The following is a 21280-nucleotide window of genomic DNA, read 5'->3' as shown; positions in this document are numbered from 1 at the left end:
TTAGATTTCCTTTTTAGAACTTACTACATTATATAATACTGATATTGTTATATAGAAAGGGAAACGATAAAGATTAGAATCTTTGTTACCTACAAAAAGATACGCTTTAATATATTTTGAAAGCGTTGACTCTTACAAAGATTATTTTGAATCTACAGTGGGGGAGGAGTTAATATTGAAGAGAAGAAGCAGGACAGATATTGCAGTAGATATTTTAAGAGTTGCAATGAACGGGGCAAAGAAAACACATATCGTATATGAGGTAAATCTTAACTTTAACATTGCTCAGAAATACCTTGAAATGTTAAAGGAAAAAGAGCTTATCAGGCATGAGAACGGTGTTTTCATCACAACAGATAAAGGTAAAGTTTTCCAGGAAATGGCTAAAGAACTTAAACTTTAAGGAGCTTCCTTTTTTATTTAAGTTTTTAATTTGTTTATCTGTTTTTCCTTTTAATCTATTTTCTTTTATTTATTTCTCGGTCTTCATTTCTTGATATTTCTATTTCTCGGTCGTTCTGTTTTTCGCTCACTCCGCTCTTCGATCATCCTTAATTAAGGAACAATTCTTCTGAACATTTATGCGCCCCCGTATATATAACGGCATTTGGAAACATATATACTATGGCGATGAGGGCACTTTTTTTAAACTGCACACTGAAAAAATCACCTCAGGTCTCGAACACTCGCGCGCTTGTGGACAAGGCGGTTATAATTTTTAAAGAGCTGGGGGTTGAAAGTGAGGTAATAAGGGTTATTGATCATAATGTAGCCTTTGGAACTTCTTCAGATGAAGGAAACGGTGACGAATGGCCATTTATCCTTGAAAAAATTAAAGCCTGTGATGTCCTTGTTATAGCAACTCCTATCTGGTTTGGGGTACTCTCTTCGGTATCCAAGCTGGTAATTGAAAGGCTGGATGGGACATATATGGAAGGAGATCCCGAAACCGGGCAGTATCCCCTCTACGGAAAGGTTGCAGGAGTCATCGTTACAGGAAACGAAGACGGAGCACACGACGTATGTTCAACCATACTCTTCAACCTTACACACCTCGGTTGTACCGTGCCTCCAAATGTGGACTGCTACTGGGTGGGAGATGCGGGGCCCGGGCCCAGTTATATAGAAGCAGGAGGGGATAAGCATCTTTATACAAACCGGACAGTAAGGTATATGGCACATAACCTTGTGTACTTCTCAAAACTTCTCAAAAAAAATCCTATCCCTACCAATTTAAAAAGGCTTGACGAAGAGGCGAAAAGTGTAAGTAATTGAAGCCGAAACTGCCTGAAAGGCATAAGCTGTTTTGTTTTTCGAAAAAGTATTCATACTTTACTGAGGGGAATACTTTACTGAGGGGAATACTTCATGAGGAGATGGAGGGTGTTATTTGACTGAAGAGGGTAAATCAATTATAAAACTTAAGGTTGCAGAAGCTGATCAACGGGATGTCGGAAAAGGGATTGTCCGAATCGACGAAAGATTCAGGGAAAAACTTAGCCTGAAGCCCTTTGATGTTGTAGAGATTAAAGGAGGGAAATCAACTTCTGCCCTTATAGGCCGTCCCTATCCCAGTGATGCCGGGCTTGATATCATCCGCATGGACGGGCTCATTCGCACCAATGCAAAAACCAGTATAGGGGAATATGCGGATATCAGCAAAGCAGACTGGAAAGAGGCAAAGAGTGTAACCCTTGCTCCTGTAGCCCAGGGCATGCAGATCTATGCCCCAAGTGAAACCCTCAAGGCCGTATTTATAAACCGCACGGCTTCAAAAGGGGATTTCATTTCCACTACAAGCCTCAGGAGGTCCGAGGGGAGGGAAAATTTTGGGAAAGGGGTCATGTTTGAAGATTTTTTCCAGGACTTTTTCGGGCAAGGCTTCGGACCATCTTTCGGGCTTGGAGAAATTAAACTGCAGGTGGTATCTACCGCTCCTGCGGGAATAGTTAAGATTACGGATATGACGCATGTAGAGCTCCTGCCGGAAGCTATGGAAATAGTCTCCGAACAAAATATCCCTACTGTCATGTATGAGGACCTGGGAGGGCTCAAAGATGCCATCAGCAAGGTAAGGGAAATGATAGAACTGCCCCTTAAGCATCCTGAACTCTTTGACAGGCTTGGAATCGATGCTCCGAAGGGAGTACTGCTGCAAGGCCCACCCGGAACGGGAAAGACAATGCTTGCAAAAGCAGTTGCTAACGAATCAGATGCCTATTTCATTTCCATCAACGGCCCGGAGATAATGTCCAAGTACTACGGGGAATCCGAGAGGGCAATTCGTGAGATCTTTGAGGATGCCGAAAAGAATGCTCCGGCAATTATCTTCCTGGACGAGATTGACTCGATTGCCCCTAAGAGAGCTGAAGTGACCGGAGAAGTAGAAAGGAGAGTCGTTGCCCAGCTTCTTTCCCTGATGGACGGGCTTAAGGCCCGCAAGAATGTCATTGTCATAGGAGCAACCAACCGTCCTGAAGCCCTTGATATTGCACTCCGCCGTCCGGGCAGGTTTGATAGGGAAATTGAATTGAGGGTTCCGGATACGGAAGGAAGGCTTGAGATATTCCAGATCCACACAAGGGGAATGCCTCTTGCCGAAAATGTAAACCTGATGGACTTCGCCCAGATAACCTACGGGTTTGTGGGAGCCGATATTGCCGCACTCTGCAGAGAAGCAGCCATGAGTGCACTTAGGCGGATTTTGCCGAGAATTAACCTTAACGAACCTGAAATTTCAAAAGAGATCCTCGATACCCTTCAGGTCACAAGGGAAGACTTTGAAAATGCCCTTAAAGATGTTCAGCCGTCAGCCATAAGAGAAATCCTGATAGAGGTTCCCAATGTCAGCTGGGAAGATGTGGGCGGTCTTGAGAGAGTAAAAGAGCTTCTTAAAGAAGTTGTGGAGTGGCCTTTGAAGAATCCTGAGTCTTACAGGGATATAGGGGTTGAAGCTCCCAAAGGTGTACTCCTATATGGGCCTCCGGGCACCGGAAAGACCCTGCTTGCAAAAGCCATTGCCCACGAGTCCGACGCCAACTTTATAACTGCCAAGGGAAGCGACCTGCTCTCCAAATGGTACGGGGAATCCGAAAAGAGGATTGCAGAAGTTTTTACGCGGGCAAGGCAGGTTTCTCCATCCATTATTTTCCTTGATGAGCTTGATTCGCTTGCCCCCATCCGCGGGACTTCCGTAGGCGAGCCCCAGGTTACAGCCAGGATCCTTAACCAGCTACTCTCCGAGATGGACGGGCTTGAGGAACTAAGGGCTGTTGTGGTAATAGGGGCAACCAACCGGCCTGATATAATAGACCCGGCTCTCCTAAGGCCCGGGCGTTTTGATGAGCTGATCCTTGTCCCTGTTCCGGATGAGGGAGCCCGCAGGGAAATTTTCAGGGTCCATACAAAAAATATGGCACTTGCAGAGGATGTTGATATTGAAAAACTCGTTTCTTTTACGGACCAGTATACAGGTGCCGACATCGCAGCTGTGTGTAAAAAAGCAGGAAGGTATGCGCTGCGGGAAGACCTGCACGCAAAAGAAGTCAGACAGAAACATTTCCTGCAGGCGATTGAAGAAACGGGACCTTCAGTCACTCCTGATACGATGAAATACTACGAGGCGATAAAAGGAGAACTGAGAAAAAGGAAGTCAAAGGAAATAGAAAACCCCTATTATGTATGAGTGGAAAAGCGAAAAGTTCTAACAGGTGTGTAGATAAGATCCCCTACAAGCTTCAGAATAGATAAATCAGTTAATAGGGATCCTTGCCGCTAAATTTTTTTCAAATTTGGCATGAAAGTATCTTTTATTTCGCACTCCGGCCACTCGTTCAAAATTTCTGATTATATTGGACACCAACATCACATTTTAGTCCTGTTAAGTTGGAGCCAGGGTCCGGAATGTGAACTTGAGGATTCTATGTCTTCACGTACTGTCAGTTTCCTCTTTCTTTACAATAGCAAAGATTTCACTAATTATTGATATCCTTTCATCAATCAAGAATTCCTCACTCTCAATAATCTTTCTCTTTTGAACTTCTCCCTTTTTGTATCACATTTCATCCCCGTACATTTCATCTTTTGTTATGAGATGCCACAGAATTGTCACACTTTTCCTTGTCAGAGCAACTATCGCTTTTGAGTGTCCAATTGTTTTCTTCTTCCGTTCAAAAAATTCTTTTAACATGCTTCCATTTTTTTCTTGCTGCCGCCTGAGCAACCTGAATTAAAATCCATTTTGCAACTTTTGATCCTCTCTTTGTGATCCTCCCATTATGTTATTTATCTGCGGATTGGTAAACTCTAGGTACCAGCCCACGCCATGAAGCAAGTTTAGCTCCGGATGAAAAGTCATTGAAATCGCCTACTTCGGCTATGATAGTTGCGGCACTAATCTCACCAACACCTGGAGAGGACATTAAAAGTTTCATTTCACGGTTATGGTTAGTGTAAACATACCGGAAAATTTCTGCTTCTAAGATGTTAATCTGTTCATCAATATTGTTGATCAGGCTTAAACAGGTTTGAATCCTGATTGCAGCGCTTAAAGACATTTCACGGTCAAGAACCTCTTATCTTATCACTTTTTTTGCGAACATTTGGGGAGAGACTCTCTATGATCTGATCGACATTCTTACCTGAAGAAATTCCTGATAGAATTATGATTCCATTCTTACCAAAAATATCGGTAAGCACATCATTTAGATGAAACATTTCAGAGGCAAGAATTGCATGAGCCACATTTTTTATATCTGTCCTTTTTTGCACAAGTTTGTGACGAAGGCGAATATATGATCTGAATAAACTCAGAGTCGATATTGTCCGTTTTTTTGTGGGTAAAAGCCTTCATGTCACGAGCATTTCCAACAATAACAGTTAGATAGTTTATCAGTGACTCATAAATCGGAACCCAAAAATCGCTTGTTGATTCACATGCAACAACATCACATTTCTCTGAGATAACCCAGTTTTTAAGGTCTAAAATGCCTTTTTCAGTCCTCTTAAAACGAAGTTGCTTTTTCTCACCGAATATGCTGAGAATTGTGGCAATTAAAAATTTGTTATGGATATCTAAACCGCAAGCTTTGTTTATTATTCCTGCCAAGTTACATTACCCCATATTTTTGTATGGGCAGTATGATTGTCTCGAAGGCAACTTGGCATCCGTGATCAAGGTCACAGTTACGCCTTCGATGGCAATTCACTGGTTAGTTTTTTGACGGCTTCAAGAGCCCAAATAAGTACAACCTTCCTGCCCAAGATAATGATGGAGTTAAAAGGTAAAAAAGGAAGACCATAGAATACTTTCATTGGTTGTGCATGTTATTCGAAGAATTTCATATGCGTTTTTTAGTCTATTCGTTGATTTTGGCAGGTTTTCTACAAAGCTCACCTTTTTTATAATTATTGTCGGTTATGGAGGCGATCCGAACATGGCTTACTTAATCACAAATATTTTAAAGTAGTATACGCTACTATATAACAATATTTTTCCTTGTTTGAGGTGAAACTCTCTATCAAAGTCCAGATGTATGCATATAATTAGGCTTCATTTTCTGTATATTTAGCGTGTTTGAACTTATAAAGTCTAGTTATACTATCCATGCCAGCTACACACCCTAATCATAACCCTAAATTTACAACAAAGGAAAAAGGGAAATCTTTGTTTGAATTTCAAAAAGAAGAATTTCTTGCATTGAAATCAAAAAAAGGGGGTTTTTAATCGATTTGCAAGAAAAATGGTTAATTTTGTCCCAGCGAAGAGGTTCGATCGTGATGAAACTTTACAATTTTAAACCATATGTAAAATATGGACTATTTCTCATATTTGTAATTAGTCTAGCCAGTCCCACATATGCAGATACAGATCAACTTTTGTATTGCAACTGGACAGAAGACAGAGGAAATACCACAGTTGACAATTCAGAACACGGAAATAACGGCATAAATAATGACAGTACAACCTTAAATCCCCACAGCGTAACGGGCTTCAACAGACCAGGAGGTATTGCCCTATCCTGGGATGATACAGGACATATTGTGACCTGTTATCAATATTTGTCAATATTCCAGAAGTATAACGCCACGTGCACTATGAATGTTAATAAACTAAGTAACAGCAAGATTCCACAGGAGACTCTGTTATATGAACTCAATGCACTGCACGAGGCCGGGTGGGAAATAGCTGCACATGGATACAATCACACAAATTCAGTTACGTTTCTAAGTAATCATAATCCCACAGAGTGGCTGGATCAGGAAATTTTCCCGAACATTGTAGAAATCACCCGGTATGGATATCCGGTTTCGACTTTAGCGTATCCCTATTCGGATAGAAGGCCGACCACCGATGCAATAGTGGCTCCATATTTCCGAACACTCAGAACCGGAGTCCCGGATGTTATAAACGATAATGTAAATCAAACACCACTGGCTTACTACGATTGGGACGATGCTCAACTTCTGTATGGTGTTGAAATAGATGAACACACCGATACAAGCTTGCAGTCTATACTATATGGAATTGACCGCGCAATAGAAGACGGGACCGTACTGGTATTATATGGGCATACTATTACTGAAAATGTTACCGGACGATACCAAACTTCAACCGCAAGACTGGATGCGATTCTGAACTATACAAGTAATAATGGCGGGGTTTTTTATCGCATGGGAGAGCTGGGAAATACTTCCTGGGAACCACTACCCAGATTCTCGAACGTGACTGCAAATTTCACGGCTTCTACAAATATTTTATTCGCCGGGAAGAGTGTAACCTTTACGGATTACAGTATCAACCAGACAACCGAACTGCTTGATTTCGGGGACGGTTCGCCTGCAAGTAATACTGCAAATATCGTACATACGTATACAACCCCTGGAACCTATACGGTCAATCTGACGGTAACAAATGACGTTTTCAGCGATTCGATGCTCCAGACGATTAAGGTTGTTGAGCCGGCAACTCCTGTTGCTAATTTCACAAGCAACTGCACAACCGGAAACCAGCCTCTGAGTGTAGCTTTCACGGATACGTCAACCGGCGTTAGGACATCCTGGGAATGGGACTTTGGGGACGGAAATACCTCAACAGGCCAGAATCCAGTCCATGAATATTCCAGTGTCGGTAATTACTCTGTCAGATTGACTGTGACAAACGACGAAGGATCAAATTCCACTCAAAAAGTAAATTACATAACAGTACTGCCACAACCTCCCTCGGCTAATTTCTACTCAAATGTAACATCCGGAAATGTCCCGCTAACAGTTCAGTTTTGTGACAGCAGTACAGGAACTCCAGCTTCCTGGAACTGGGACTTCGGAGACGGATATACTTCAACCGAGCAGAACCCGGTTCATACTTACTGCACGGCAGGAACCTTTAATATTTGCCTTGCAGTGAGCAACACAGGCGGTGCCTCTTCAAAAACTGCCTCAATATCCGTGCTGGAGGAGAGCAGTTCCGAAGGAAGCAACAGTGGGGGAAGCAGTCACAGTAGCAGTGGCAAAAGTAGTGGCGGAGGGGGTGGCTCTCCCGAACCTGCAAAAAACGTTGAGGTCAAGGAACTTTCCCAGGTTTTCATCACAAATGATAACCCTGCAAAGTTTAATTTCCAGAAGAACGCTACTGTTATTGTTTATTTGAGCTTTGATTCTAAGAAGACGGTTGGAAAGACAACTACTATTGTTGAAATGTTGAAAAACAAATCGACGCTTACCCCGGAAGCACCTGAAGGCGAGGTATACAGTTACCTTAATATCTGGGTAGGGAACAGCGGGTATGCAACTGAAAAGAATATCGAAAACGCAGTTGTCTGTTTCAGGGTTGAGAAGGCCTGGATACAGGACAAAGGCATTGAACAGGCTTCAATCTTCCTGAACAGGTACAGTGAAAAGAAATGGAATGAACTTCCGTGCACCCTGCTCAGGGAAGATGACGAGTATCTGTATTTCACGGCCGAAACTCCGGAGTTCTCACCTTTTGCAATCACTGGCAAGCTTACAGTCCAGGAAAATGTGATTGAAATCCTGCCTGAAGCTGATCAGGTTCCCGAACAAAACGAAAGTATGGAATCCGAAATTGAAGAGAAGCCTGAGAAGACTATGCCTGGATTTGAAATTATTTACTGTATTATCGGGATTTTTGGAATTTTCCTATGGAGAAGAGGATAATGGAAAAGGGGACAAATGCAGTAGATGGCAGGGATAATTAATCCCTGCTATCTGATTTTTCCTTTTTATAGAAGTTTGTGTTTGTGGTCCAATTCCCGTTAAAATATGAGACTTTTCAGGATTTTTACAGTTGGACTGAAGAACCAGTAGAAAGTGAATACATGGAATGTGAATCCGTAGGATGTTAACAAGCTGCAGAGAATTTACAGGTGACAGATATTGAATCAAAAATGCAAAAAATTTTTGCTTACTGGCATCCTCCTTACAGGCTTCCTTCTTACAAGCTTCCTTCTTACAGACTTCGTTATTATACTTGCAGGCGTTCCTGCAGCTTTATACACGAGTTCAGCACCAATAGTCTACGTTGCGGGAGATGGAAGTGGAGATTTTAACTGTGATGGAACGGAGGACCATGTCCAGATCAATCAGGCTCTTAACTTCTTGGCAGAAAATCCTGAATATACAACTGTCTATCTCAGAGGGCCGTTTACTTACGTTGTTGACGACACCCTCCTTATAGGCAGCAATACTACCTTGGAAGGAGATTCGGATGCAAAAATCAAGCTTGTTAGTAATGCTAAATGGTCAAACTACAAGCCGATGATTAAAGAAAATAATTCTGGAAGCCGCAACATTACAATTTGCGGTTTTACTATTGACGGAAATCGGGAAGGAAATACAAATGTGGTTAGCGGGAAAGGCTACTACAATCTTATCCACCTGAGCGATTGTCAGAACATAAGTGTGTATAATATGTACCTGACAAACAACCATGGGGACGGCTTAAAGACTGAAAACTGTTCGAACGTAAAATTCTACAATAATGAAGCCTACTTACTGGGCCACGATGTTCTATATGCCATTATCTGTTCGGAAGTGGAAGCTTACGGCAACACAATAACCTGCCGAACAAACAGTGGCCTGCGATTATACAATACAAACAATGCCAGATTCCATAACAATAATATCAGGTCCGAAGGTTCCGGCGGGGCAGGGATCGAGGTCCAGAAAGAAGGACCGGATTATGCCATGGACGATATTGAGGTCTGCAATAATGTAATATACAACACTGCTCTTTCGGGGATTCTGGTCTTCGGGTCCGGAAATTATTCCACATCCTCAGCAAATGTGCACATCCACCATAACCAGATATACGATACCGGAATTCGTTTAAGCAGTGAAGTAACGGGTGGAATCTTATCCGAGGGGTTTAACGGGCTTATTGAAAACAATGTGATTGATGGAGCATACGGAGCTGGTATTGTGCAGGATAGGGCATACTATTCGTCTCCGGATGGTTCAGGGTATGTGATTACGGTAAGAAACAACATCATAACAAATACTTGTGTGTCACCGGGAGGAGAAGGGTATGGAATATGTAACCTGCTTACGGACACCCACTTATTTGTCCTGCAGAATAACTCCTTCTATAACAATGCTGGCGGTGATTACACAGGTGTTGAGGCTTCGCCTTCGGATATTAATTCAGATCCTCAATACGCAGACAGGGATATACACGACTACCGCCTGAAGTCAAAAGCAGGTCGCTGGAATGGGAGCTTCTGGGTGAACGATAATATTAGTTCTCCATGCATCGATGCAGGCTATTCCTTATCTGATTTTTCTAACGAACCCGAACCCAATGGAGACAGGATCAACATAGGTCCGTATGGAAATACGCTATATGCCTCTAAGTCAGAATTTGATATGACATACAATAGCAGTGGCAGCAGCATTGACGGTAGCAGTGATGTCTGGGAAAGTAATGAAGAAGACAATGGAGGAAGTAGTGAAGAAGGCGGTGGAGGAAGCAGTCACAGTAGCGGTAGCAGCAGCGGTAGTGGTGGCGGTGCCGGGGGCTCTCCCGAACCTGCAAAAAATATTGAGGTGAAGGAACTTTCCCAGGTCTTTATTACAAACGGCAAGGCTGCGAGGTTTGATTTCACGAAGAACGTAACCTGTGTCGTTTACGTCAGCTTTGATGCAAAAAAGACAGTAGGTAAGACAACAGCCATTGTAGAGATGCTGAAAAATAAATCTGCTCTGGTTTCGGATCTCCCTCCAGATGATCTATATAAGTTCTTTAATCTCTGGATTGGAAACGGTGGATATGGTACCTCGGATACTATAGAAAATCCAGAAATATGTTTCAAGGTTGAAAAAGCCTGGATACAGGCTGAAGAGATCGAACAGGCTTCTATCACCCTGAACAGGTACAATGATAATGAATGGAACCCGCTTGTAACCAGACAATCAGGGGAAGATGATGCATACCTTTATTTCACAGCCGAAACCCCTGGATTCTCTCCCTTTGCAATAACAGGCAAGGTGACAGAAAAAGAAACTTCAACTGAAATCCTGTCTGAACCTGACACGCAGGGTCCTGAACAAAACAATGAAAGTACTGGAGCTGAAGTCAAAACAAAACCTGGGCAGACAGGAAACCAGACCGATAATGCAAGTTTTTCTGGAAAAAAAAGCGTAATTATGCCTGGATTTGAAATTATTTACTGTATTGTCGGGCTGCTTGGAATTTTCCTGTGGAAAAGGAGATAAATTTTTGTTGCTGATTTGAATAAAACTGACTTATTAGAGATCCCCTTGACCCATTTAACTTAGAACCTACAGAAAATAGCTTTCTGGCGTCCCTGAGCGAATTTTAATAAATTATTTTTATAAGTTAGCGTTTTTCCCTTAATCAAATTCTATTATTATTCTACTGAGCTTAACATTTTTATATTATTGATGAAGTCTCCATTTATGGAGTCAATTTTACAACTGAATACAGGCAAATATCAGGAAACCAGTTCTCAGGATAGGAGCATGCGATTGAGGAGTTGAGCTTATTAACGACATAAACGAGCAGGGACTTAATGTTCAATTAATCAAGAAAAACGAAGAAAATATAGAGGCAATTTTTAAAATTGATTGTGACGCGTTCCATGAGAATTTACTTAGTAACTGGTCCCTGGTTCCTTTTATTCGATTCGGACACGTTTTCGGGCTCATTGACCGCAATTCCTTGAAAGGTTTTTCTATATTCATAAGAGCATGGGACAATCCCGGACTTGCTTATATGGTGGAAATAGCAGTAGAAGGAGAATATCAGGGAAAAGGATACGGATCTTATCTTTTATTATGGTCCCTGCTCCACCTAAAAAAGAACGGAATTTCTACTGTTACTTTAACTGTTGATCCGAATAATTTACGGGCTCAGCACATTTATTGTGATAAGTTTGGATTTGAATTTGTAGAATACCGAAAGGATGAATATGGACAGGGGCGCGACAGATTGTTCCTGAAATTAGATCTGGAGAACTGGAAGCAGTAATTTTCTTATTTTTCTTAACTGACAGGCAAAAAGGAAAAGGCGGATTTAAACTGTAACTTATACTTCTCCTGCCACCTTTTCCGTTAGTTTGGTACCTTTCAACAAAAGCCACAGGGTAAGGGACAATTCCCCGATAACCCCGGGTACGAAAACAATTAGCATAAAGATTGTTTCGTAGTCGGTGTAGCTGGGTAAAAGAAAATTTGCAAAACTATCTATCAGGTAACCTAAGGATGCAATCATCAACAGGACGCCAAGAATTCCCGGGATGTAACCCGACCTGAGAATCAGATAACCAAGGAAAAACAAATGAAAGCCAAAAAAGATCAATCCGATCAGCCAGGTATAGTTAAACGCACTGAGAAATAACATTACCTGAGCCTGCATCTGACCCGTCTCAAATACTGTCAGGTAACCGGCCCCGCCTAAAAGTTGCAAAACGCTAAAGAGGTTATACAGGGCGATTCCAAAAATAGTTGCATTCACCAGCCTGAACCAGGCAGTAAGCAGCGAAAGGCTCCTGTTTACCGGTTTGAGTAAAATATAAAGTGCCCAGGCTACCACCACATCGAAAATAACCATTATAATAAAGCCCAGAATACCCAGGCGAAATTGCCACTCATTAACCATAATATTGTTTACGGTTGCTGCAGCATCTTCCGGCACAATCAGATTCTGGAGAACAAAAAAATTAGCAATTATCCCCAGTAAAAATATAATTATATACCCAAAACCTGCGACTATTGCAGCCTGGCGTAGTGAAATATCGGCGGTATGGTTTGCCATTATATTCTCCTCATATTTATTTTTCCATACCCTTATTTATACATTACTTGGAGGTAATTTTTATTTTAAGCCTGAGGGCAAATATGAACAGCTTTACCATACTTTAGTCCTAATATTTTTTTGTAGAATTGGGATTATAATAATTATAAGCAATTAAATCTTGTATATTCAATTAAGTATTTATATAGAAAACCCAGTCATTACGATATTTTCACTTTTCACCTTATATTATATTTCATAGGAGCGATTTGATGAGGACGAAAATTTCGATGACATTGATGTCTGTTATTTTTATGCTTGCGGTTGCAATGATATCCAATATATTCCATTTGCTGCCTGGTAGAAATGAATCCGTCCTTCTGGTATTAATGAGCTCGATCTCTTTTTTCGGTTCCTTACTTTTCTTATCAGAAACAAGAAAAATACTGCCCAGATGGTATCTGGCAGTCCCGTTTTGTATTTCACTATTTTTGCTCGTTATCATAAGTTTTTGGGAAGTTAGTGGTAAAGAACTTCTTAGCAACTATAGGTATCTCGTAACCCCCATAGTGATAGCACTTCTGGCATTACTGTCTCCATTTTCGTTACTGGTCTTTTTATCTTTGCACAGACATCCGGATTCGATGGAAAAATATCTTGCAGTTACATCCATAGCAAGCGTTGTTTCCTTATTTTCTCTTTTTTTTGCAATCAGGGAGCTTTTATCAGGGAATTTACAAGAATCGTATCTCAGTGACGGTCTCATAGCAATTTATTTACTTTACTTGTTAGTTGTGATGCCAATTACAGGATTAAGTTTTTTGCACTATGCAATAAAGCAAAGGAATACCAAGGTTCCATAAAGCAAAATGCCAGGTCGGAGAAACCGTTTATTAAGCAAAGTCCGGTCGGGTCTTGCTAACGGCAGGCGGCCAAGCCTTTCCAATCCTCAAGATCGAGCTCCGGTTTTTCAGTCCGATATTTCGCATACAATGCTATCCCCACAGGGTCTTCAAGGATATCGACTTTGACGCCCTTCTCGCGCAGCATCTGTTCATTGCCCGAGGCGTTAGTAACATCCCCGACTACTACACGGTCGAACTGGCGCATATATATCAACGTAGCGCAAACGTCGCAGGGGCTGAGCGTAGTGAATATCGTGTTGTTGCTGAAGTCCTGCCGTCCCGCATCGCGTATGGCCGAAGTTTCTCCGTGGTTGTAAGGGTCATTGTCCTGCACGAGCGTATTATGCCCTTTGCCGACAATCCGGCGAGTGTTGTTATCGATTATGACACCCCCTATGGGGCAGCCATCTTCATCATAGCTTTTTTGAGCAAGTAAAACGGCTATACGCATAAAATCTCGGTCTCTCAGTTTAACAAAAAATTCATTTTCAACTATCGCAGAAAGACTTTTCGTGGGCAAATGGGCGATAACATTAAGTGTCTCATCCGTAACAGGCGTGTCTTTTGTAATGAAGTGTTTCATACGCTCCCCCCTTTTAAAGTTACGCTAGCATTATTTTCGGTATCATTAAAACAGTTAAAATTGGTTAATTGATACTGATTACCTTATTAAATTTCATTAACATTTAAAGTAAATTTCTGTAGATAATTATAGACTTTTTTGTTTAGTGTATGGATAACTAACACAGAAGCATTTACTCATCCCCAAAGCGGTGGCGTATCGAATCGATAGGTTCGATTTCAAACTTATCCGCACCAACAAGACAGGACCCTTCAAAATCACATGTCCAGATGGGGTATGTTGAAGAATATTTCTCCACAGCTTCTTTGTGGAACTCCCTAACCGGAAGTGCTCGAAGGTTAACATATTTGTCCAGTTTTAGATCCAGGGTGTCGCAAAGAATTCCAGTTAATTCGTTCAGTAAATTTAACAGTACTATAGTTCGCTGGAATTCCGGATTCCACAACTCAATTCTTTCTACAATCTCTTTGACTTTTATATACTGCTCATACTCCCACACGTCAAGTATATCATTATTGAAATGCCTGGACACCATATCATAAACGCCTGGAATATTAACTATTGACTGAAGAGTTCCATCGTTAAGAAGTGTATCATTATTGAAATGTTTGGATACTATTTCAGAAACACCCGGAATATTAACTATTGATTGAAGAGTTTCCTCATTAAGGTGTATGTAAAGAATTCTGTCAAAATCATCCTTTGTCATTTTGCTATAGTTCATGTATCTCGCCATTGTTTATTGCGTAAAAATCTTAAAGGAAAGAAGGAAGTTGATTTCTAATGAAGCTTCCTCTTTTGAACGGTCACGACTATAAAAAAATATTGGTATGGTTAAACGAGAATGTTTTTATTGGCGGACGATTGGAGTATCATTCGCGTATTCAGCGAAATATGCCAATGTCAAAATAGTAATGTCAAAATGAAAAATTTAGTACTGTTATCCAAACTTTTCCCTCAAAAATGAAATTTGAGTACTCATAAGTTACTAAAGAGGATCTCAATATACCTCGTTTGTGTGGTTGATTATTTATAAATGATATATAAGCAATTTGTTGAAATTGAGGGTAAATCGAAATTCTCAGAAAAATATTTGAAATTACCAAAAGTGCTCCTGTATCAATACAAAGCACATTTTTTGTAGGCTTTAAGGATAATTTAGGATTAATTGTTTCTTAAGCTTTGTATCAAATTGATGGTTTGACTACTTCTTCAAAGAAAAGATCTGGTTAGTTTCAGGACCTATTTTCCCCATTAAAAAATAATATAAAAATTGTGCGATTTATAGTCAATTATCTTTATTATAACAAAAACCATATTTATAATTATATATTTATATGTTATATTTATATATAATTTTACCGTATATTAATCTCATATAGGGGGGCTTTAAATGAAAGAAATGGTAAGTGGGAAAATATGGAAAAAGTATGCTTATTTGAAGATTTTAAGCATAATGATACTGGCGTTTTTAATGCTAGTTTGCATAGTAGACGCGGAACCGTTTGCATATATTACGAATTATAAAAACAACTCTCTTTCTGTAATTGATATAGAGAACAACACCATTATAACTACAGTATCTGTAGGAGCTGGTCCTTATGGAGCAGCAGTTTCACCTGATGGAACAAACGTATATGTGACAAACTTTGATGATAACACTACTTCTATAATTGACACTGCCACAAATACGGTTACAGCTACATTGAATGTAGGAGAATATCCTGATGCAGTTGCAGTCGCTCCAGATGGAACAGGGGCATATATTACAGATGCTAATGTCTCTGTAATTAACACCACCATAAATAAAGTTATAACTACAGTACCTGTAGGAAATTCTCCAGCAGGGGTTGCAGTCAACTCAGAAGGCACAGAGATATATGTGACGAATTATGGCAGTGATACGGTTTCTGTAATCGAGGCTGACACAAATACAGCTACCTCCACTATCTCTGTGGGAATTGGTCCTTGGGGAGTTGCAGTTACACCTGATGGAAAAAAAGTATATGTGGCGAATAATGACAGCAATAGTGTATCTGTAATTAATACAACCGCAGATACTGTTACAGCTACAATACCTGTAGGAGTTGGCCCTGAGGAAGTTGCAATAAGTCCAAATGGAACAGAGGTGTATGTAACAAATAAGTTGGATAACACTGTCTCAGTAATTAACAATGACACCAACACAGTTACGGCTGTAGTGCCTGTAGGAGTCACTCCTCGAGGGGTAGTGGTCAGTTCGGATGGAACAGAGGTATATGTGACGAATTCTGGTAGTGATAATCTCTCCATTATAAATACATCTACAAAACAGGTAACAGGATCGATATTTGTGGGACAAAGTCCCTATGATATTGCAATACAACCTGTATCAGTCCCTACATCTGCACCTGAGTTATTCACAACGTATTATACTACTGTTATAAGTTCAGTTTATGACCTGTATTCTACGTTGGGTATCCCCTTAGTGTCTCATAATATAACAAACACCGGTGTAAATGCTTTTGAAGTCACAGTTTCTTCTGAAATAACTGGTTATACAAATGAAGCAATAAACCACCGACAGATTCAACCAGGAGAATTTGTGCAAATTTCTCAAGCACCTTTGTTTAAACCTGGTGTTTTAAGTACCCTGAATGAAAAAAAGAGTGCAAATCTGCACTATAAAGTCATACGTTCTGAAAATGGAGTTGAACAAATATGGGATGAACAGACAATACCCATAGAACTTTACGCGAAAGATACTATGGTTTTTGGGGACATGGATTCAAGTGGAAAAACTGATCCTTTGGCTCCATTACTTGTTGCATGGGTTACTCCACATACAAGAGAAATTGATGAGTTACTCAGAATAGCAGCTGACTATGTTCCTGAGCGAACAATGGGAGCCGCACAAACACCAGAAAAAAGATTGACACAAGTAAAAGCAATTTATTACGCATTAAAGAATAATTATGATATTACTTACATCGACTCATCTATAAGTTACCCAAATAATAACAATGGGCCCACTCAAAGGATTAAACTTCCAAAAGATGCAATAAACCTCAAGTCTGCAAATTGTATAGAAGGAACGATTATTTTTGCATCTGCACTTGAAAGCATTGGAATAGATCCATATATTGTACTTATTCCAAGGCATGCATTTCTTGCATGGGGAGACGGTCAAGGTAACATCGAAGGTGCATTAGAAACCACAATGATTGGGAGTTCCAATTTTGAGGATGCGCGCAATAAAGGAATAGAAGAGTATTACCAGGAAGTAAACAACGGAAACTTCTCTAACAATGAGTCACGAATAATTTCTGTAAAGGAAAATAGAGATTTAGGAATTACACCGATAGAATGAGATATTGGATTTCTAAAATTCAAAAGCTCTTTTTAGCTCTTTTTATTACAGTGGGAGCGCGGAGGGCCACGAATATCCCGCCTTCAGGCAGGGGATGAAGTGAACCCTCAACTCTTTTTGTTTTCGTTTTAAATCTTAGTCGTTGCTTTTTTATAAAATGATTGGAAATCGGACAGGGGCTAGAGAGTAGAGTTTCAATAACTTGGATCAAGGATATCTTGTTAAAGAACACTGTGAATCTTTCCTCTTAACCGTGTAGGCGTCCCGGAGCATACACCCACCTTTAGGTAAGGTGGCCACACGCAATTATTTTGAGGTGTTTCAAAAAATAATTAAATTTTGAAAACTCGTTTTCTTTATTGTAATACGTCTGCGTATTATCATGAAGCTTTTTGAGCATATCCACTACGAGTTCTAACTTTTCCTCAAGCTTTCTCCTGTGATTAAAATACCAGAATAAAGACCTGCCAGGTACGTATTTGCAGACAAGGGCACTTCCGAAAAATTTAGTTATAACACTGAATCCTTCCCCTTTGAATTCGTATCTACATATCCTGTGCGACGCATGACTGAGTTTAAACACACGAACTTCGCAGTCTTTATCCTGTATTCTAGCCCCGAGCACTTCGACAAGCAAGTCCCTGAAAGTATCACCTGAATTAATCGTCCTGACATATTCAAAATATGCTACAAATCCCTCTCCTTTGTTCTTGAAAACAACTTAAACTTCCCTAAGAACCAACGTAAACTTCCCAAAAACCATACGCGGTTAAACTACTTAATCGATAGCATTAAACCCTCAACTGTATAAAGCATTAATTAAATCACAAACCATAACCTGATTATGTACTGCAAATACTTATAGACCCGTATGTCATGTCGTACCTGCTAGCTGGTTGACATTTCATCTTTGATTGAAACAAATGATATATATAAAGAGCCAGGAATATTATTAGTTTGGAACTCAAAATCTAATATGTTATCAAATCTATTTTTTGGGGGGGAAAATGAGAAAAGGCTAGTTATTAACAGCGTTTTATAGCTTCTTTTGGGTAATATAACACAGGTAAGGGCAAGATATTTGGAGCTAAAATTGAGAATTTTTTAACAGTTTTTGGCTTTAATCTTCCAAATAAAAAATCATAAGGCATGCATTCCCAAAAAAGTACAAAAAACAGATACTATAACTGCTATTGCTTGATTGACCCTTGGATGAAAGACGTTGTCAAAATGAAATAAAGGATTTATGAAAGTTTGACAAAAAGGAGTAAGTATATGAATATTCAGATAGGAATGTTTTCCTGGGAAAGCTTGCATTCAATACGCATAGGGGGAATTTCACCCCATGTATCTGAACTCTCTGAGGCCCTTGTTGCGAAAGGGCATAGGGTCCATCTATTTACACGAGGACATGAAAATAGTGATGAAATAATCAATGGCGTCAACTATCATAGAATCGCCTGTGATCAAAATGGGAATATAGTGGAACAGATGAACCGGATGTGCGATAGTATGTACTTCCGTTTCCTGGAGGTAAGAGAACGAGCAGGTGAGTTTGATATCCTGCATGGGCATGACTGGCATCCCGTAAACGTTCTCTGCAGGATAAAGGCCCAGTTAGGGATTCCCTTTATACTGACCTTCCACAGTACAGAATGGGGGCGCAACGGAAACAGATATGGACACTGGTGGGAGGCAAAGGAGATATCACACAGAGAGTGGCTTGGAGGATATGAAGCTTCTGAGGTGATCACTACCTCGACCATACTGAAGAATGAACTCCAGCGAATTTACCGAATTCCTGACTATAAGATCCGGGAGATTCCTAATGGCATAAATGTGGGAAAAATAAAAAGAAAAATTGACCCCGGAAAAGTGAAAAAGCACTATGGTATTCATCCATCTCTTCCAGTTGTGCTTTTTACGGGAAGGATGTCTTATCAGAAAGGACCTGATCTACTGGTTGAAGCTGCAGCAAAAGTCCTGAGGAAAAAGGATGCCCATTTTATGCTCATAGGAGAAGGGGATATGCGGGCTCAATGTGAATATCGAGCTCGAAAACTTGGCATTGGCAATTCCTGCAATTTTCTTGGTTATGCCCCGGACAATACTGTCATAGACTGGTTCAATGTCTGTGATCTTGTATGCGTCCCGAGCCGCAACGAGCCCTTTGGAATCGTGGTGCTTGAAGCCTGGGATGCAAAAAAGCCTGTAGTGGCAAGCGATGCGGTCGCACTTGTGGAGAATTTCAAGACAGGCGTTATTTCTTACAAAAAACCTTCTTCCATCGCATGGGGCCTTAATTATGTTCTTGAAGGGCTTGGTAATAATAAGATGGGGAAAAAAGGTCATGACCTTCTCAAAGAGAAATATAACTGGAAAAAAATAGCTGAAAAGACTCTTGAAACATATGAACATGTGATTGATAAACAAATCAAAGGCAGGAAAAAGTAGTTAAAAAGCAAGGGTTCAGGGCAAAAAAGCACCTAATAAAGTTTTGAAATTTGAGTTTTTTTGTTTTTTAGTTTTTTATTGGTACCTAATATCTCGACTCTTGAAACCCAAAATTTTCAGGTTCAGATTTTCTTTACATTCATATTGATTGTAACTTCTGCGATATCGGCGCTATATTCGGCTACCCTGAGCAGGCTTTCCAGAATCATGCTAAGCGCGATATTACGGGAACTTCCATCTCCTCGTGACTCCAGGGAAACCCCAAACTGGGAAACATTTTTGGCATCCACAAAGAGCAGGAAATAAGATCCTTAAAATTAAACGCCAGCAGTAATATATATCCACTATATGTTAATATATAGTATCAATGTTTACAGGTCATCTAAGAAACCATCTAAAAACAAAAAATGACATTAACTTTTTCAGGATAGAAGTTTCAGAAAAATAACCTGGATAAAGAACATAATTGCGGGAATATTTATTGAAATGGGGGTCATTTAAGGTGGAATATCGCCATGTTAATACTTTAAGCCCTGGGGATCCTTTCAGGGACTGGCTTGTTAAGAAAATTACAGGATATCGACTTCAGAATAAGCAATGTTTGGTTAACGTCTTCAAACATAATTCTTCCCACACTGTCTGTAAGTATCAGTTCGAGGGTGAACACTTCAGCGTAATGGCAAAGTTTTTTTCCGAGCCTACCGGACGTTTGAAAGACTATAACCCCTACAAAGGCATGATGAACGAATACAGGAACCTGAAGTATGCGGCTTCCATAATAAACGTTGCAAAGCCCCTTGCAGTACATAAAAAATACAACTGTGTTCTTGTAACCGAATATATACCTGGAAAATCTTTGGGCTGGTACATAAAACGTGAAGAAAAACTCTATGAACGGCTTGCTGCCGTGGCGCATATGCTTCGCCACCTTCATGAAAATACGAAATCTTCTTACAACAAGGAAAAAGAATTCAAAAATTACCATGAGGTACTGGATCATCTAAAACTGGATCATGATACCAGAAAGACTTTCAATAAATTGCTTGGAAAATGGTGGTATAGCTCTTCGCTCGACAGGGAGTACGGTTGTATGGTTCACAGGGACGTTACTCCTTCTAATTATATTTTTTATAAAGGTAAGCCCTACGCAATTGATTTTGAAAGCTCCTGGTTCCAGGCACATCCTGTAAGAGATCTCGGGATCCTTACTGCAGAACTTAAAAAAGAATTCGAATTGCATAAAGGCGGAGGCTGGAGAGCCGAACCATATATAGGAAATTTTCTCTGGGAATATAGCAGGGATGAGAAGGACTTCACCAGCATTACCGGAGCTTTGCCTTTTTTCATGAGCATAGGGTTACTTCGTTCGGCACGGATTCATAGGGGCAATAACAGAAACTACTTGATAAAAGAAGCATGCGAGTGCTTAAAGACGATTAACAGAGGTTAAATGATTCCAATATACCGTTCTCATGGAAAGAAATAATATGTTGCAATATGATTTGCAGAGAAACAATTCAACAACGTAAACCCTATTCCTTTGCGTTTGTTCTTTAGTTCTAGCAGTACTATTTAGAATATGTCCAATAAATATATATAAATCTCTGTCTATAATTAAGTGAGAGTCATACTCGTGACCTCCCCGCGCAATTCCTGCATAAAATGGCTCAGTGAATATAAGTCCGAAGGTCTGAAGTGCGAAAGCATAAACCTCTGGA

The 21280-nt window shown here is 40.2% G+C and carries 14 protein-coding genes and 2 pseudogenes; 10 read left to right on the top strand and 6 right to left on the bottom strand.

From position 1 onward, the window contains the following. Positions 1-82 precede the first annotated feature (82 nt). The 3 genes from MSSIT_RS11650 (at position 83) to MSSIT_RS11640 (ending at position 3685) form a co-directional block, all read left to right on the top strand. Positions 83-403: a winged helix-turn-helix domain-containing protein gene (locus MSSIT_RS11650; RefSeq protein WP_231589775.1), complete on the top strand. Its 321-nt coding sequence runs from the start codon at positions 83-85 to the stop codon at positions 401-403. 221 nt (positions 404-624) lie between these two features. Further along, positions 625-1275 (top strand): flavodoxin family protein, encoded by a 651-nt coding sequence (locus tag MSSIT_RS11645; RefSeq protein ID WP_048172542.1) that lies wholly within the window; start codon positions 625-627, stop codon positions 1273-1275. 115 nt (positions 1276-1390) lie between these two features. Continuing rightward, positions 1391-3685 (top strand): CDC48 family AAA ATPase, encoded by a 2295-nt coding sequence (locus MSSIT_RS11640; protein ID WP_048172539.1) that lies wholly within the window; start codon positions 1391-1393, stop codon positions 3683-3685. A gap of 243 nt (positions 3686-3928) precedes the next feature. Here MSSIT_RS11640 and MSSIT_RS11635 read toward each other — a convergent pair. Further along, positions 3929-5107: pseudogene (locus MSSIT_RS11635) on the bottom strand (IS110 family transposase). A gap of 770 nt (positions 5108-5877) precedes the next feature. On the opposite strand from MSSIT_RS11635, the gene MSSIT_RS11630 reads away from it, so the two are divergent. The 3 genes from MSSIT_RS11630 (at position 5878) to MSSIT_RS24135 (ending at position 11506) form a co-directional block, all read left to right on the top strand. Then, on the top strand, positions 5878-8175 hold the full coding sequence (locus MSSIT_RS11630; protein WP_231589774.1) for a PGF-pre-PGF domain-containing protein: 2298 nt from the start codon (positions 5878-5880) through the stop codon (positions 8173-8175). A gap of 219 nt (positions 8176-8394) precedes the next feature. Continuing rightward, entirely contained in the window at positions 8395-10731 is a 2337-nt protein-coding gene (locus MSSIT_RS11625; protein WP_394296895.1) for a PGF-pre-PGF domain-containing protein, read from the top strand. Between the two features lie 289 nt (positions 10732-11020). Further along, positions 11021-11506 carry a GNAT family N-acetyltransferase gene (locus MSSIT_RS24135; RefSeq protein ID WP_082088976.1) on the top strand — a complete coding sequence of 162 codons (486 nt, stop codon included), beginning with the start codon at positions 11021-11023 and terminating at the stop codon, positions 11504-11506. A gap of 57 nt (positions 11507-11563) precedes the next feature. On the opposite strand, the gene MSSIT_RS11615 is transcribed toward MSSIT_RS24135, so the two are convergent. After that, on the bottom strand, positions 11564-12292 hold the full coding sequence (locus tag MSSIT_RS11615) for a DUF4386 domain-containing protein (RefSeq protein ID WP_048172534.1): 729 nt from the start codon (positions 12290-12292) through the stop codon (positions 11564-11566). A 293-nt stretch (positions 12293-12585) separates the two neighbouring features. Between MSSIT_RS11615 and MSSIT_RS22095 the strand changes: the two genes are divergently transcribed. Beyond that, entirely contained in the window at positions 12586-13134 is a 549-nt protein-coding gene (locus tag MSSIT_RS22095) for a hypothetical protein (RefSeq protein ID WP_231589773.1), read from the top strand. A 55-nt stretch (positions 13135-13189) separates the two neighbouring features. On the opposite strand, the gene MSSIT_RS11600 is transcribed toward MSSIT_RS22095, so the two are convergent. Both MSSIT_RS11600 and MSSIT_RS11595 read right to left on the bottom strand, forming a co-directional pair. Then, complete coding sequence (locus MSSIT_RS11600) at positions 13190-13759, bottom strand: nucleoside deaminase (RefSeq protein ID WP_048172525.1); 570 nt, start codon at positions 13757-13759, stop codon at positions 13190-13192. A 172-nt stretch (positions 13760-13931) separates the two neighbouring features. Beyond that, complete coding sequence (locus MSSIT_RS11595) at positions 13932-14468, bottom strand: hypothetical protein (RefSeq protein ID WP_231589772.1); 537 nt, start codon at positions 14466-14468, stop codon at positions 13932-13934. 684 nt (positions 14469-15152) lie between these two features. On the opposite strand from MSSIT_RS11595, the gene MSSIT_RS21295 reads away from it, so the two are divergent. After that, positions 15153-17108 (top strand): YVTN family beta-propeller repeat protein, encoded by a 1956-nt coding sequence (locus MSSIT_RS21295; RefSeq protein ID WP_052721631.1) that lies wholly within the window; start codon positions 15153-15155, stop codon positions 17106-17108. Between the two features lie 283 nt (positions 17109-17391). Here MSSIT_RS21295 and MSSIT_RS11585 read toward each other — a convergent pair whose 3' ends face one another. Continuing rightward, positions 17392-17745 carry a hypothetical protein gene (locus MSSIT_RS11585; RefSeq protein ID WP_052721630.1) on the bottom strand — a complete coding sequence of 118 codons (354 nt, stop codon included), beginning with the start codon at positions 17743-17745 and terminating at the stop codon, positions 17392-17394. Positions 17746-18383: 638 nt separating this feature from the next. Here MSSIT_RS11585 and MSSIT_RS11580 point away from each other — a divergent pair. Then, entirely contained in the window at positions 18384-19562 is a 1179-nt protein-coding gene (locus MSSIT_RS11580; protein WP_231589771.1) for a glycosyltransferase family 4 protein, read from the top strand. 122 nt (positions 19563-19684) lie between these two features. Here MSSIT_RS11580 and MSSIT_RS23240 read toward each other — a convergent pair. Then, positions 19685-19858 (bottom strand): annotated as a pseudogene (locus MSSIT_RS23240) (phosphate uptake regulator PhoU); the annotation flags it as partial. A gap of 206 nt (positions 19859-20064) precedes the next feature. Here MSSIT_RS23240 and MSSIT_RS11575 point away from each other — a divergent pair. Further along, on the top strand, positions 20065-21012 hold the full coding sequence (locus tag MSSIT_RS11575) for a phosphotransferase (protein WP_048172522.1): 948 nt from the start codon (positions 20065-20067) through the stop codon (positions 21010-21012). Positions 21013-21280: the final 268 nt, after the last annotated feature.

Origin of the sequence: Methanosarcina siciliae T4/M, from assembly GCF_000970085.1 — an archaeon.
Lineage (GTDB): Archaea > Halobacteriota > Methanosarcinia > Methanosarcinales > Methanosarcinaceae > Methanosarcina > Methanosarcina siciliae.
Note: the sequence above shows the minus strand (reverse complement) of the source record. Positions and strands in the feature narration are given on the sequence as shown.